Origin of the sequence: Pseudomonas paraeruginosa, assembly GCF_003025345.2 — a bacterium.
Lineage (GTDB): Bacteria > Pseudomonadota > Gammaproteobacteria > Pseudomonadales > Pseudomonadaceae > Pseudomonas > Pseudomonas paraeruginosa.
Genome location: NZ_CP020560.1, coordinates 287,817 through 301,940 on the forward strand (window position 1 = coordinate 287,817; position 14,124 = coordinate 301,940).

Annotated in this window: 11 protein-coding genes; 6 read left to right on the top strand and 5 right to left on the bottom strand. The window is 66.3% G+C overall.

The window, feature by feature from the left end; translation table 11 throughout:
* Positions 1-23: 23 nt before the first annotated feature.
* The 3 genes from B7D75_RS01385 to B7D75_RS01395 all read right to left on the bottom strand — a co-directional run bounded on the left by B7D75_RS01385 (position 24) and on the right by B7D75_RS01395 (position 3,818).
* Entirely contained in the window at positions 24-1,022 is a 999-nt protein-coding gene (locus B7D75_RS01385) for a sulfate ABC transporter substrate-binding protein (protein ID WP_043102604.1), read from the bottom strand.
* Positions 1,023-1,196: 174 nt separating this feature from the next.
* Positions 1,197-1,379 (bottom strand): sulfur starvation response protein OscA, encoded by a 183-nt coding sequence (gene oscA, locus B7D75_RS01390; protein ID WP_034079309.1) that lies wholly within the window; start codon positions 1,377-1,379, stop codon positions 1,197-1,199.
* 156 nt (positions 1,380-1,535) lie between these two features.
* Positions 1,536-3,818: a putative bifunctional diguanylate cyclase/phosphodiesterase gene (locus B7D75_RS01395; protein WP_034079308.1), complete on the bottom strand. Its 2,283-nt coding sequence runs from the start codon at positions 3,816-3,818 to the stop codon at positions 1,536-1,538.
* 169 nt (positions 3,819-3,987) lie between these two features.
* Here B7D75_RS01395 and desA point away from each other — a divergent pair, with 169 nt between their 5' ends.
* From desA to B7D75_RS01425, 6 genes are all read left to right on the top strand, one after another.
* Positions 3,988-5,166, top strand: coding sequence for a delta-9 fatty acid desaturase DesA (desA, locus tag B7D75_RS01400; RefSeq protein ID WP_003151768.1), 1,179 nt, complete (start codon positions 3,988-3,990; stop codon positions 5,164-5,166).
* Between the two features lie 228 nt (positions 5,167-5,394).
* Positions 5,395-6,780 (top strand): sodium:solute symporter, encoded by a 1,386-nt coding sequence (locus tag B7D75_RS01405; protein WP_107113668.1) that lies wholly within the window; start codon positions 5,395-5,397, stop codon positions 6,778-6,780.
* Between the two features lie 54 nt (positions 6,781-6,834).
* Entirely contained in the window at positions 6,835-7,791 is a 957-nt protein-coding gene (gene speB / locus B7D75_RS01410; protein WP_043102610.1) for an agmatinase, read from the top strand.
* Between the two features lie 66 nt (positions 7,792-7,857).
* On the top strand, positions 7,858-8,808 hold the full coding sequence (locus tag B7D75_RS01415; RefSeq protein WP_034079305.1) for a LysR family transcriptional regulator: 951 nt from the start codon (positions 7,858-7,860) through the stop codon (positions 8,806-8,808).
* A gap of 112 nt (positions 8,809-8,920) precedes the next feature.
* Positions 8,921-9,892, top strand: a complete 972-nt coding sequence (locus B7D75_RS01420) for a GGDEF domain-containing protein (RefSeq protein ID WP_034079301.1) — start codon at positions 8,921-8,923, stop codon at positions 9,890-9,892.
* Positions 9,893-10,506: 614 nt separating this feature from the next.
* Positions 10,507-11,889: an OprD family porin gene (locus B7D75_RS01425; RefSeq protein ID WP_043102612.1), complete on the top strand. Its 1,383-nt coding sequence runs from the start codon at positions 10,507-10,509 to the stop codon at positions 11,887-11,889.
* A gap of 91 nt (positions 11,890-11,980) precedes the next feature.
* Here B7D75_RS01425 and aguA read toward each other — a convergent pair whose 3' ends face one another.
* Both aguA and aguB read right to left on the bottom strand, forming a co-directional pair.
* Positions 11,981-13,087: an agmatine deiminase gene (gene aguA / locus B7D75_RS01430; RefSeq protein WP_034079296.1), complete on the bottom strand. Its 1,107-nt coding sequence runs from the start codon at positions 13,085-13,087 to the stop codon at positions 11,981-11,983.
* A 61-nt stretch (positions 13,088-13,148) separates the two neighbouring features.
* Positions 13,149-14,027 (bottom strand): N-carbamoylputrescine amidase, encoded by an 879-nt coding sequence (gene aguB, locus B7D75_RS01435; protein WP_003154588.1) that lies wholly within the window; start codon positions 14,025-14,027, stop codon positions 13,149-13,151.
* Between the last annotated feature and the right edge of the window lie 97 nt (positions 14,028-14,124).

Here is a 14,124-nt window from a genome sequence, read left to right on the forward strand (position 1 = left end):
TGGCGACGGACCTGCCGTCGCGGTCATTGCGCCTGGTAGATCTGGTCGAAGATGCCTCCGTCGTTGAAGAACTTCGGCTGTGCCGACTTCCAGCCGCCGAAGTCGGCGTCGACGGTCACCAGGTCGAGTTTCGGGAACTGCGCGGCGAACTCGGCGGCGACCTTCTGGTTGCGCGGCCGGTAGAAATTCTGCGCGGCGATGCGCTGGCCTTCCTCGCTGTACAGGTATTGCAGGTAGGCCTCGGCGACCTTGCGCGTGCCCTTCTTCTCGACCACCTTGTCGACCACCGCGACCGGCGGTTCGGCAAGGATCGAGAGGGAGGGTACGACGATCTCGAAGTTTTCGCCGCCCTGTTCCTTCTTCGCCAGGAACGCCTCGTTCTCCCAGGCCAGCAGCACGTCGCCGATCCGGTTGTTGACGAAGGTGATGGTCGAGCCGCGGGCGCCGGTGTCGAGCACCGGTACGTGCTTGTACAGCGCCTGCACGTAGTCCCTGGCCTTCTCGTCGCTGCCGTACTGCTTCTTCGCCCAGGCCCAGGCGGCGAGGAAGTTCCAGCGCGCGCCGCCGGAGGTCTTCGGGTTCGGTGTGATGACTTCCACGCCGTCCTTGGTCAGGTCGCCCCAGTCCTCGATGCCCTTGGGGTTGCCCTTGCGCACCAGGAACACGATGGTCGAGGTATAGGGGGTGCTGTTGTCCGGCAGGCGCGCCTGCCAGTCGGCCGGGAGCAGCTTGCCGAGCCTGTTCAGTTCGTCGATGTCGCCGGCCAGGGCCAGGGTCACCACGTCGGCCTTGAGCCCGTCGATCACCGCGCGGGCCTGTTTGCCGGAGCCGCCATGGGACTGCTGGACGGTCAGGTCCTCGCCACCCTGGGCCTTCCAGTGCTCTATGAAGGCGGCGTTGTAGGCCTGGTACAGCTCGCGGGTCGGGTCGTAGGATACGTTCAGCAGTGGCGTGGCGGCGGCCGCCGGGCCGGCTATCAGGACGCTGGCGAGTGCGGCCAGGGCGAAACGACGAAGGGACATGTGCAGCTCCTGATGTGCTGATTCGATGGTTCTGGTTGGTGTGTTGGCGAAACGACGGGAACCCGGGGCGTCAGGCGCGCATTCGCGGCCGACGGCTGCAAGACCGGTGCGGATGGGGAATCGAACGGATGTTCATCGCGGGACGCCTCCGGTGGTCCAGTCGGATCGCGGGCTTCAGGCCTGCTTGACGCTCGGTTGCTGCAGGCGGAATTTTTCCTTGCGCTCGATCTGCACCACCTGGCCGTTGTGCACGGTGATCTCGACGGCGCCGAAGCGCAGGCCGCGCAAGGCGCTCTGGATTTCACGCAGGATGGTGGCTTCGTCCGGGCCATCCAGGCTTCTGAGGGTTGCGCTCATGGTCTCTGCTCCTGTGGCTCTAGGTGCCGCATCGCTCGACGAAGGGGGGGCGGCGTGAGCGTATGGTAAGCAGTTCGCAATATTCTTAAAAATATTGTTTGAGAATCTTTATAGGTAAACTGGTTATAAGGCGGCGCGGCGACCGGCCGCCCGCTCTCAGTCTTCCGGCAGCGCCACCGGCGGCGCGTCGAAGCGCAGCGTTTCCGGTGGCTGCGGGCGCCCGTACCAGTAGCCCTGGCCGAAGTCGCAGCCATGCTCGCGGAGGAACAGCGCCTGGTGCTGGTGCTCGATGCCTTCGGCCACCACCCGCAGGCCCATGCTCTGGGCCAGGGCGATGATCGCGCGGGCGATCGCGGCGTCATCCACCGCGCCGGGCAGGCCGGCGACGAAGCCCTGGTCGATCTTCAGCTTGTGCACCGGCAGGCGCTTGAGGCGCATCAGCGAGGAATAGCCGGTGCCGAAGTCGTCGATGGCCAGGTTCACGCCGAGGATGCGCAGGCGGCAGAGCAGGTTGAGGGACTGCTCGAAGTCCTCCATCACCGCGCTCTCGGTAACTTCCAGCTCCAGATAGCGAGGTTCCAGGCCGGACTCCTCCAGGGCATTGGCGATCCGCTCCTCCAGGCCGCCGCGGTTGAACAGCCGGCTGGAGACGTTGACCGCGATGAAATCCAGTCCGACACCTCGGTCCTGCCACTCGCGCATCTGCCGGCAGGCGCGCTTGAGCACCCAGTTGTCCAGCGCGGCGATCAGCCCGCATTCCTCCGCCACCGGGACGAACTCGCCCGGCGGCACCAGGCCGCGCTCCGGATGCTGCCAGCGCACCAGCGACTCGACGCCGACGATCCGCCCGCTGGCCAGGTCGTGCACCGGCTGGTAGTGGACGCGCAGCTCGTCGTGGTCCAGCGCGTGGCGCAGCGCCGATTCCACCTGGACGTGGGCGCGAGCCCGGGCGGTCAGTACGCGGGTATAGAAGGCGTAGGCGTTGCGCCCGCTGTCCTTGGCCTGGAACAGCGCGGCGTCGGCGTGCTGCATCAGGTGGTCGACGTCGCTGGCGTCCTCCGGATAGAGGCTGACCCCGAGGCTGGCGCTGATGTAGATCGGCTGGCAATGGATGTCGAAGGGCGCGTTGAAGGCATCGAGCAGGCGTTGCGAGAGGCGCGCGACGGCTTCCGGGTCGTCGTTCTCGACGAGAATGGCGAACTCGTCGCCGCCCAGGCGCGACAGCAGGCAGCGTTCGCCGAGCTGGTGCTGCAGGCGCTTGCTGACTTCCTTGAGCAGCATGTCGCCGGTGGTGTGGCCGAGGCTGTCGTTGATGTGCTTGAAATGGTCGAGGTCGATCAGCAGCAGGGCGCCGGCCACCGCCCGGTCCTTGCCGTCCTCCAGCGCCTGCTCGATGCGCTGGCGCAACAGCACGCGGTTGGGCAGCCCGGTCAGCGAGTCGTGGTGGGCGAGGAAGTCCAGCTCGTTCTCCGAGCGCTTGATGCTGCTCAGGTCGGAGAACACCCCGACGTAGTGGGTCAACTGGCCCTGGTCGTTGCGCACCGCGCGGATGTGCAGCCACTGCGGGTAGATCTCGCCGCTCTTGCGACGGTTCCAGATTTCCCCGCTCCACACGTCCTGTTCGCGCAGGGCCAGCCACAGGCGCTGGTAGAACGCCTGGTCCTGGCGGCCGGAACGGAGGATCGCCGGGGTCTTGCCGAGCACGTCCTCGGAGCGGTAGCCGGTGATGCGCTCGAAGGAAGGATTGACGTGGACGATCATCGCCTGGGCGTCGGTGACCAGCACGCCCTCGCGGGTGCTGTCGAATACCGCCGCGGCCTGGCGCAGGTGGTCTTCCTTGAGCCGCTGCAGGGTGATGTCGCGAGCCACCCCGGTGTAGTGCAGCGGCTTGCCCAGGGCGTCGCGCAGGACCCGGCCGCGCGAGTGGATCCAGCGGTAGTCGCCGTCCTTGTGACGCAGGCGGTAGATGTGGTCGAGGTTGTCGGTCAGGCCCTGCAAGTGGTTGCGGTGGGCCTCCAGCACGGTGGCGAACTCCTCCGGATGCAGGTGCTTCTTCCAGGTCTCGATGGGATCGCCGAGCTCCTCCGGCGTCAGCCCCACCAGGGCCGCGTAGCCGGGCGAGATGAACATCCTGCCGGTCACCAGGTCCCAGTCCCAGAGCCCGTCGCGCACCGCCTCCAGGGCCCGGTTCAGACGCTGTTCGCTGCCATGCAACTCATCGTAGGCCTGGGCCTTGCGGCGGAACTGGCGTACCAGGTAGAGGTACAGGAGCAGGCCGGTGGCGGCGAAGAAGAACAGTCGCTTGGCGGTCATCCAGAAGACCAGCTGTTCGTGGTCCTGTACCTGGTTTTGTAACAAATGATCGCTCAGGAAGGCCCAGGCGATGGCGACTGCCAGGTAGGCCAGGCTCAGGCGAAAGGCACTCAGGCGGGGGCTCATGGGATGTTCAGTGGGCAATTATTGGCCGGGCAGTATAAATGATGGCCATCCGGGCCTGTTCATATCTAAAAGAACGGATGGTAATCCCCCGCCGCTTGGTGATAATGCCCCCAGGTTTTGTCAGACAAGGCCCCTCATCACTCCCATACCCCGAGGTTCAGTACCGCCTATGTGGTTCAACGGTTTTCTCGACCTGTCGCCGTGGCAACTGGTGGCAGTTACCCTGGTGCTGACGCATATCACCATCGTCAGCGTGACCGTCTACCTGCATCGCTATTCCGCTCACCGTGCACTCGACCTGCACCCCGCGCTGCAGCACTTCTTCCGTTTCTGGTTGTGGTTGACCACAGGGATGAACACTCGCGAATGGACCGCGATCCACCGTAAGCACCATGCCAAGTGCGAGACCGTCGAGGATCCGCACAGCCCGGTGCACAAGGGCCTGTTCACCGTCCTGCGCGCCGGCGCGGAACTGTACAAGGCCGAGGCGAAGAACCAGGACACCCTGCGCATCTACGGCAAGAACTGCCCGGACGACTGGATCGAACGCAACCTCTACTCGCGCTTCCCGATCGGCGGCGTGGTGCTGATGGCGCTCATCGACCTGGCCCTGTTCGGTGCCCTCGGCCTGACCGTCTGGGCGGTGCAGATGGCATGGATTCCATTCTGGGCCGCCGGCGTGGTCAACGGCCTCGGCCACGCGGTCGGCTACCGCAACTTCGAATGCCGCGACGCCGCCACCAACCTGGTGCCCTGGGGCATCCTCATCGGCGGCGAAGAGCTGCACAACAACCACCACACCTATCCGAACTCGGCCAAGCTGTCGGTGAAGAAGTGGGAGTTCGACCTGGGCTGGGCCTGGATCAAGCTGTTCAGCTTCCTGCGCCTGGCCAGGGTCGCCCGGGTCGCGCCGATCGCCCACCGGGTCGAAGGCAAGCACAGCCTGGACATGGACACCGCCATGGCGATCCTCAACAACCGCTTCCAGATCATGGCGCAGTACCGCAAGCTGGTGATCGCGCCGCTGGTCAAGCAGGAAGTGGCCAAGGCCGACGAGTCGGTGCGCCATCTGTTCCGCCGCGCCAAGCGCCTGCTGTCGCGCGAGACCAGCCTGCTGCAGGACCGCCACCACGTGCGCATCGACTCGATGCTGGCCCACAGCCAGGCGCTGAAGGTGATCTACGAGAAGCGCCTGGCGTTGCAGCAGATCTGGGCCAAGACCAGCGCCAACGGCCACGACATGCTGGCTGCGATGAAGGACTGGGTGCACGAGGCGGAAGCCAGTGGCATCCAGTCGCTGAAGGAGTTCGCCGCGCAACTGAAGACCTACTCGCTGCGTCCCGCCTGACGCCTGGCGCACCCTCGCGGGTGCGTCAGCCGCCTCTGCAACGCGCCGGCTCCTGCCGGCGCGTTGCGTTTCGGCGTCGCCAGGGCGACGCCCCGCCGTTACTTCTCTTCCTCCGCAAGTCGGCTTGCCTGATCCGGGATTCAGCCCGGGCGGCGCCCGGCCTATCTTCGGCGTGCCCCGGCGTTGCGCCGGGCCTCACGCAGAACAACAAGAAGAGGAGCGCGGGCGATGTTGCTGGATTATCTGATCATGCTGGTCTACGCCCTGGCCATGCTGGGCCTGGGCTGGTACGGAATGCGCAAGGCGAGGAGCCAGAGCGACTTCCTCGTCGCCGGACGCCGTCTCGGCCCCGGTCTCTACCTGGGCACCATGGCGGCGGTGGTGCTCGGCGGCGCCTCGACCATCGGCACGGTCAAGCTCGGCTACCAGTTCGGCCTGTCCGGCTTGTGGCTGGTGTTCATGCTCGGCCTTGGGATCATCGTCCTCAGCCTGGTGTTCTCGCGGCAGATCGCGCGCCTGCGGGTATTCACCGTGACCCAGGTGCTGGAACAGCGCTACCAGGCCTCCTCGCGGCTGATCGGCGGGGTGGTGATGGTCGCCTACGACCTGATGGTGGCGGTCACCGCGACCATCGCCATCGGCTCGGTCACCGAGGTGGTCTTCGGTATCCCGCGGATCCCGGCGATCCTCTGCGGAGGCGGGATCGTCATCGTCTATTCGGTGATCGGCGGCATGTGGTCGCTGACCCTCACCGACATCATCCAGTTCGTGATCAAGACCATCGGTATCTTCCTCGCCCTGCTGCCACTGTCGATCGACGGTGCCGGCGGCCTGGCGCGCATGCAGGAGATGCTGCCGGCGGGCTTCTTCGACCTCGGCCAGATCGGCCTGGACACGATCCTCACCTACTTCCTGCTGTATTTCTTCGGCGCGCTGATCGGCCAGGACATCTGGCAGCGGGTATTCACCGCGCGCAGCGAGACGGTGGTGCGCTACGCCGGGCTTGGCGCCGGTGTCTACTGCATGCTCTACGGCGCCGCCTGCGCGTTGATCGGCGCGGCGGCGCGGGTCCTCCTGCCGGACCTGGCGGTGCCGGAGAACGCCTACGCCGAGATCACCCGCGAGGTGCTCGCACCGGGCCTGCGCGGCCTGGTGGTGGCGGCCGCGCTGTCGGCGATCATGTCCACCGCCAGCGGCTGCCTGCTGGCGGCGGCCACCGTGCTGCAGGAAGACATCTACGCGCGTTTCCTGCGCCCCGGAACTACCAGCGACATCCGCCTGAGCCGTTGCATCACCCTGCTGATGGGCGTGGCGATGCTGGCCCTGGCGTGCCTGGTCAACGATGTCATAGCCGCCCTGAGCATCGCCTACAACCTGCTGGTCGGCGGCCTGCTGGTACCCATCGTCGGCGCGTTGCTGTGGCGCCGCGCCAGCCCGCAGGGGGCGATCGCCAGCATCGTCGTCGGCTGCCTGACGGTGGTCGCCTGCATGGCTCGCGACGGCCTGCTCGCCAACTCGCCGATCGTCTACGGCCTGCTGGCCAGCCTGGCGACCTTCGTCGTGGTCAGCCTGGCCACGCGCCCCGCCGCCGGCCTGCGCGCCCAGCCGGAATGATCCATGCGGCGCCGGGCGTCCGGCGCCTTCTTCCCGCCACACGGAGATTCCTTCATGTCCAACGACAATCCGCAGCCCCTCGACGCCGCCGAGATTCCCCGCTTCGCCGGTATCCCGACCTTCATGCGCCTGCCGGCCTTCACCGACCCGACCGCGGTGCGGGTCGGCCTGATCGGCGTGCCCTGGGACGGCGGCACCACCAACCGCGCCGGAGCCCGCCATGGCCCGCGCGAGGTGCGTAACCTGTCCAGCCTGATGCGCAAGGTGCATCACGTCAGCCGCATCGCGCCCTACGACCTGGTGCGGGTCGGCGACCTCGGCGACGCGCCGGTGAATCCCATCGACCTGCTCGATTCGCTGCGCCGTATCGAAGGTTTCTATCGCCAGGTACATGCCGCCGGCACCCTGCCGCTGTCGATCGGCGGCGACCATCTGGTGACCCTGCCGATCTTTCGCGCCCTGGGTCGCGAGCGGCCGCTGGGCATGGTGCATTTCGATGCGCATTCCGATACCAACGACCGCTACTTCGGCGACAACCCCTATACCCACGGCACGCCGTTCCGCCGGGCCATCGAGGAAGGCCTGCTCGATCCGCGGCGCACGGTGCAGATCGGCATCCGCGGCTCGGTGTATTCGCCGGACGACGACGCTTTCGCCCGCGAATGCGGGATCCGGGTGATCCACATGGAGGAGTTCGTCGAGCTGGGCGTCGAGGCGACCCTGGCCGAAGCGCGACGGGTAGTGGGCGACGGGCCGACCTACGTGAGTTTCGACGTCGACGTGCTCGACCCGGCCTTCGCCCCTGGCACCGGCACCCCGGAGATCGGCGGCATGACCAGCCTCCAGGCCCAGCAACTGGTCCGAGGCCTGCGTGGGCTGGACCTGGTCGGCGCCGACGTGGTCGAGGTCTCGCCGCCGTTCGATGTCGGCGGCGCCACCGCGCTGGTCGGCGCGACCATGATGTTCGAGCTGCTCTGCCTGCTCGCCGAGTCGGCCGCGCGAAGCGCCTGACGGCGTTCCGCGGGGTCGGCTTTGGCGCTATAACGGAGAGGGTCCTGGACGCCACGGGAGCGGGGAATGCTGGGCAATCTCAACGACATCGACCTGCGCCTGCTGCGCACCTTCTGCGCCATCGTCGAGGCCGGCGGTTTCACTGCCGCCCAGGCGCGCCTGAACACCAGCCTGTCGCGCCTTAGCGTGCTGGTCCGCGACCTGGAGGTGCGCCTGGGCTATTCCCTGTGCCGGCGCGGCAACGGCGGGTTCCAGCTGACCGAGGAAGGCCAGGAGCTGTACGACGCCGCGCTCGGCCTGTTCAGCGATATCGCCCGTTTCCGCGAACAGGTTCGCGGCCTCGGCGGGCGCGACCGCGAGGCGCTGCACCTGGGCTGCGTCGACGGGGTCATCGGCCAGCACTGCCTGCCCCTGCCGCTGGCCATCCGGTTGTTCCGCCAGCGCGCTCCGGAGGTCCTGCTCAACCTGCACACGCGGCGTCCCGACGAGCTCGAGCACGCGGTGCTGGAGGAACGCCTGCAACTGGCGGTGGGAGCCTTCCATCATCGGCTGTCCGGGCTCTGCTACCAGCCGCTGTTCCGCGAGGAGCAGAACCTCTATTGCGGCCGCGCGCATCCCTTCTTCGCCCGCGCGGACGACGAGCCGACGCTCGACGAGATCTGTGCCGCCGACTACGTCGGGCGCGGCTACATGGCGGAGAACCAGCGTCCGCACGACCTGCGTTTTCGCCACGGAATCAACGCCTACACCATGGAGGCCATCGCCACCCTGGTCTTCAGCGGCACCTACATCGGCTACCTGCCGACCCACTACGCCGCCAACTGGGTCGCCGAGGGCCGCATGCGGGCGATCCGTCCCAGCCAGCTGGCCTACGATTCGGAGTTCCACTGCGTCACCCGCCAGGGCCACGACGAACGGCCGACCCTGAGCCTGTTCCTGAGCTCGCTGTTCGAGGCGCAGGAACAGTTGGGCGCGCAGGCACCGGCGAATATGAGCGGCATCGCTCGACAACTGTGACCGGGCGCACTTGCTGAGGGCTTTTCCTGCCGTTCGGCGGGCATTTCCGTATTGCCGCGACCCCTGCGCTAAGTTGGCGGTCGAAGCGGTTCCGCAAGCAGAGCGACGATCCATGGACGATCTACCCAGCATTCCCGAAGACCCCCAGGAGGCCGCGCTGGCCCTGTTGCACAGCCGCGCCGAAGTGGCCCGACTGAAGGAGCGCGAGCAACTCTTCAGCGCGCTGCTGGCCAGCGTCAATTCGGTACTCTGGGCCTACGACTGGCAGAACCGGCGGATGGTCTACGTCAGCCCCGCCTACGAGAAAATCTTTGGCCGTTCCGCGGCGCTGCTGCTGGCGGACTACGAGGAATGGCGCAACAGCATCTACCCGGACGACCTCGACTATGCCGACAGCAGCCTGCGCCAGGTGCTCGAGCGCGGCGCCGTGGAGCAGCGCGAATACCGCATCGTGCGCGGCGACGGCGAGGTCCGCTGGCTCAACGACAAGTGCTTCGTCAGCCGCCAGGGCGAGGCGGGACTGCCGCTTATGGTGGTCGGCATCGCCGAGGACATCACCGACAAGAAGCGCATGGAGAGCGAGCTGCAACGGCTGGCCACCACCGACGTGCTGACCCAGAGCAGCAACCGTCGCTACTTCTTCGACAGTGCCGAGGCGGCCTTCAAGGAGTGCCGGCGGGAGGGGATACCGTTGGCGTTCCTGCTGCTGGACGTCGATGACTTCAAGAAGATCAACGACCGCTTCGGCCACCAGGTCGGCGACCAGGTCCTCCAGCGTATCGCCCAGAGCGGCAGCGCCGCGCTGCGCCGTGGCGACCTGTTCGGGCGGATCGGCGGCGAGGAGTTCGCCGTGCTGCTGCCCGGCTGCGACGAGCAGACCGCGCGACAGATCGGCGAACGCCTGCAGCGCGAGGTGCAACGCCTGCGCTTCCAGGAAGGCGAGCAAAGCTTCGGGATCACCGTCAGCCAGGGCCTGACGGTCCTCCAGGCCGATGACGAGGGGCTCGGCGCCCTCTACAGTCGGGCCGACGCCGCGATGTACTCGGCCAAGCGCCAGGGCAAGGACTGCATCGTGGTGGGCTGAGCAGCGGGCAAACGTTTCCTTTTTGTCGACAGGACCACGGAATACCTCTTTGGGGAGGCGACCGGGAGGTCGGCGCTGCGGTAGAATATATTCCTTAAAGATATTAAATATAAAAAATTAATTCTTTTTAGGATTATGCGGGTGTTTTACTGTTTATTACATAAACGTTATAAATTCAGGGTGATAACGCTTGATTGGTAACGTGGCGGTAATTCGCCGGAAATGAACAGGAAATCGGCGGTTTTCTGCCGAACCGATCAAGGGCCGCCAACCGCGGAAAGGCCGGGAAGCCGTAGCGAACGCGCAGCCGAAGCCGGCTGGAAAGATTGGCTTACAAATTGCCTTCACTGGCGGCGGGGCTAGCCACCCGCCGCACAATAACAAGACACGAGTACGCCCATGCACACGCTTCCTTCCGCTGCCTTCCTGCCTGCTTGCCTGTCCCGCCGTCGCTACGTCGCGGGCTGCGCTGCGTTCTGATCCATCGAATGCCGAGTTCCATCCGCGCCGCTTCCTGAAGCGGTCCGGCGCTCGGTGTTTTCAAGACCGGTCGGGCCCACGCGAGGCATCCCCCGACCGGAAGACAATTAGCAATACCAATGGGGAAAAGACCAATGAAGAGTCGCAAGATCAATAAATCACGACTGGCCCTGGCCATCACCGCAGGCACCCTCGGCGCCCTGGCGCAGCAGGCCGTCGCCGCCGGCTTCATCGAGGACAGCAAGGCATCGCTGACCCTGCGCAACTTCTACATCAATACCGACAACCGCAATGGCAGCGCCTCGCCGAACAAGCAGGAAGAATGGGGCCAGGGCTTCATCCTGAATTACCAGTCGGGCTTCACCCAGGGCACCGTGGGCTTCGGCGTCGATGCGCTGGGTATGCTCGGCGTGCGCCTGGACGGCGGTGGCCGTGCCGGCAAGAGCGACCTCGATCGCCAGCCGGGTACCGTGTTCCCGCTGGAAAGCGACGGCGAGCCGGTACACGACTTCGCCAGCCTGGGCCTGACCGCCAAGGCCAAGGTCTCCAACACCGAGTTCCGCTATGGCACCCTGCAGCCGAAGCTGCCGGTGGTGACCTACAACGATGGCCGCATGCTGCCGGTCACCTTCGAGGGCGGCCAGGTCACCTCGACCGACCTCAAGGACTTCACCCTGGTCGCCGGCCAGCTGGAGCATTCCAAGGGCCGCAACTCCACCGACAATCGCAGCCTGAGCATCGCCGGCGCCAACGGCAGCAGCGCCAGCTCGCGCGACAGCAACAAGTTCTACTATGCCGGTGGCGACTACAAGGTCAACAAGGACCTGACCCTGCAGTACTACTACGGCAACCTGGACGACTTCTACAAGCAGCACTTCCTCGGCCTGATCCACAACTGGCAGATCGGCCCGGGCGTCCTGAAGACCGACCTGCGCGCCTTCGACAGCAGCTCCGACGGCAAGAACGGCAGCCGCTCCGGCCGTGCCGACGGCTACGTCAGCAGCGGTTACTACGGTAGCGGCGTGACCAAGGGCGAAGTCGACAACCGCGCCTTCAGCGGCCTCTTCACCTACACCGTCAGCGGCCACAGCATCGGCGCCGGCTACCAGGTGCTCAACGGCGACAGCGACTTTCCGTTCCTCAACCGTGGCGATGGCGAAGGTGCCACCGCATACCTGATCACCGACGTGCAGATCGGCAAGTTCCAGCGCGCCGGCGAGCGCACCTGGCAGGTCCGCTACGGCTACGACTTCGCCACCGTCGGCGTGCCGGGCCTGACCTTCAACACCATTTACCTGAGCGGTGACAAGATCAAGACCGCGCGCGGCGACCAGAGCGAGTGGGAACGCGACATCTCGCTGGCCTACGTGATCCCGGACGGTACCTTCAAGGGCCTGGGCTTCACCTGGAAGAACGCTTCGTTCCGCAGCGGCCTGCCGGCCGCCGGTTCGAGCAACAACCAGCGCGACCAGGACGAGAACCGCCTGATCGTCAGCTACACCCTGCCGCTGCTGTAAGCGCCGGCCGGGCACGAAAAAGCCCGCGTCCTCCCGGGAGGACGCGGGCTTTTTTCATTCGGGACACCACCCGGCGTTGCGGGCCGGCCCGTCAGGCCTTGCGTGGCGCCGGCTGCTGCTGGGTGATGCAATGGATGTTGCCGCCGCCGAGGAGAATCTCGCGGCCCGGCACCATCACCACCTCGTGCTCGGGGAACACGCGCTGGAGGATTGCCCTGGCCTCGGCGTCCTTCGGATCGTCGAAGCTCGGCGCGACGATGCCGCCGTTGACGATGAGGAAGTTCACGTAGGAACCGGCCAGGCGGATCGACGGATCGCGCGGCTGGCTGCCCTCGACGATGTCCACCCCGTCGCACTCTTCCTGGGTCGCGTACAGCGGGCCGGGAATCGGCATCTTGTGCACCACCAGCTTGCGGCCCTTGGCGTCGCGGCTTTCCTCCAGGATACGGAGTGCGGCCTGGCAGCGCAGGTAGTTCGGGTCGTCCTGGTCGTCGGTCCAGGCCAGCAGTACCTCGCCGGGGCGCACGTAGCAGCAGAAATTGTCGACGTGGCCGTCGGTCTCGTCGTTGTACAGACCGTTGGGCAGCCAGATGATGCTGTCCACCGCGAGGTGGTCGCGAAGGATCCCTTCGATCTCCGCCTGGCTCAGGTGCGGGTTGCGGTTGTGGTTGAGCAGGCATTCCTCGGTGGTGATCAGGGTGCCTTCGCCGTCGACATGGATCGAGCCGCCCTCGAGGACGAAGTCGTCGGTGCGGTAGCGGGCCCGCCGCTCGATCTCGAGAATCTTGCGCGCCACCTGGTCGTCGCGCTGCCAGGGGAAATACAGGCCGCCTTCGAAGCCGCCCCAGGCGTTGAAGCCCCAGTCGACGCCGCGTACATCGCCCTGGTCGTCGATGACGAAGGTCGGTCCGGTATCGCGGACCCAGGCGTCGTCGGTGCTGATCTCCACCACGCGGATGTTGGCGTCGTCGAGGCGCGCGCGGGCATTCTCGTATTGCGCGGCGCTGGCGCAGACGGTGACCGGTTCGAAGCGGGCGATGGCCTTGGCCACCGCGGTGAAGGCCGCCTGCGCCGGCTTGCCGCCGTTGCGCCAGTTGTCCGGGCGCTCCGGCCAGACCATCCAGGTCTGCTCGTGGGGTTCCCATTCGGCGGGCATGCGGAAGCCGTCGGCGCGTGGGGTGCTGGTCGGATTGCTCATCGCTGCTCCTGAAATCGTTGCTATGCGCGGCGGACGCCGGCGCGGATCGTTTTCCGAGTCCTCAGGACTCCAGCGAACCGTCCAGGGTCTTCAACGGACCGTAGAGGTTCGGCCGGCGGTCGCGGAACACGCCCCAGGCACTGCGGGTGCGCTCCAGCGCATCGAGGTCGAAGGTATGGACAAGGATACCTTCCTCGGTGCGGTTCAGCTCCTCGACTTTCTCGCCGAACGGGTCGGCGATGAACGAAGAACCATAGAAGGTGATGTCGTAGCCGTCCTGCTCCTCGCGGCCGATGCGGTTGGAAGCCACCAGCGGCATCAGGTTGGCCCCGGCATGGCCCTGCTGCACGCGCTGCCAGTGATCGCGCGAGCTGATGCTGGCGTCGTGCGGCTCGCTACCGATGGCGGTCGGGTAGAACAGGAGTTCCGCGCCGAGCAGCGCCATGCTGCGCGCCGATTCGGGGAACCACTGGTCCCAGCAGATACCGACGCCGATCCGGGCGTAGCGGGTCTGCCAGACCTTGAAGCCGGTGTCGCCCGGATTGAAGTAGTACTTCTCGTGGTAGCCCGGGCCGTCCGGGATGTGGCTCTTGCGGTAGATTCCCAGGTTGCTGCCATCGGCGTCGATGATCGCGATGCTGTTGAAGCGGGCGCGCCCGGCGCGTTCGAAGAAGCTGATCGGCAGCACTACCTGCAATTCCCGGGCGAGGGCCTGGAAGTGGGCGATGGCGGCATTCTCCTCGACGGTGGTGGCCAACTGCAGGTAGTCCGGGTTCGGCTTCTGGCAGAAGTACGGGGTTTCGAACAGTTCCTGGATCAGGATGATCTGCGCACCCCTGGCGGCGGCCTGGCGCACCAGTTTCTCGGCGCGGGCGATGTTCGCCGGGCGATCCCAGGAGCAGGCCATCTGGGTGGCGGCGACGGTGACGTTGCGGGACATGGAACACCTCGTGTGCTGGCTCGGTTGGCTGCCGGGCTTGGTGGCGGCCGGTTGCGGGTCGGGCGGGCGGCAACGAGGTGTCGCGCCCGTTCGAGGA

Coding starts and splice junctions, on each gene's coding strand:
- B7D75_RS01385 (WP_043102604.1), bottom strand. CDS start 1,022: ATGTCCCTTCGTCGTTTCGCCCTGGCCGCACTCGCCAGCGTCCTGATA.
- oscA (WP_034079309.1), bottom strand. CDS start 1,379: ATGAGCGCAACCCTCAGAAGCCTGGATGGCCCGGACGAAGCCACCATC.
- B7D75_RS01395 (WP_034079308.1), bottom strand. CDS start 3,818: ATGAGCCCCCGCCTGAGTGCCTTTCGCCTGAGCCTGGCCTACCTGGCA.
- desA (WP_003151768.1), top strand. CDS start 3,988: ATGTGGTTCAACGGTTTTCTCGACCTGTCGCCGTGGCAACTGGTGGCA.
- B7D75_RS01405 (WP_107113668.1), top strand. CDS start 5,395: ATGTTGCTGGATTATCTGATCATGCTGGTCTACGCCCTGGCCATGCTG.
- speB (WP_043102610.1), top strand. CDS start 6,835: ATGTCCAACGACAATCCGCAGCCCCTCGACGCCGCCGAGATTCCCCGC.
- B7D75_RS01415 (WP_034079305.1), top strand. CDS start 7,858: ATGCTGGGCAATCTCAACGACATCGACCTGCGCCTGCTGCGCACCTTC.
- B7D75_RS01420 (WP_034079301.1), top strand. CDS start 8,921: ATGGACGATCTACCCAGCATTCCCGAAGACCCCCAGGAGGCCGCGCTG.
- B7D75_RS01425 (WP_043102612.1), top strand. CDS start 10,507: ATGAAGAGTCGCAAGATCAATAAATCACGACTGGCCCTGGCCATCACC.
- aguA (WP_034079296.1), bottom strand. CDS start 13,087: ATGAGCAATCCGACCAGCACCCCACGCGCCGACGGCTTCCGCATGCCC.
- aguB (WP_003154588.1), bottom strand. CDS start 14,027: ATGTCCCGCAACGTCACCGTCGCCGCCACCCAGATGGCCTGCTCCTGG.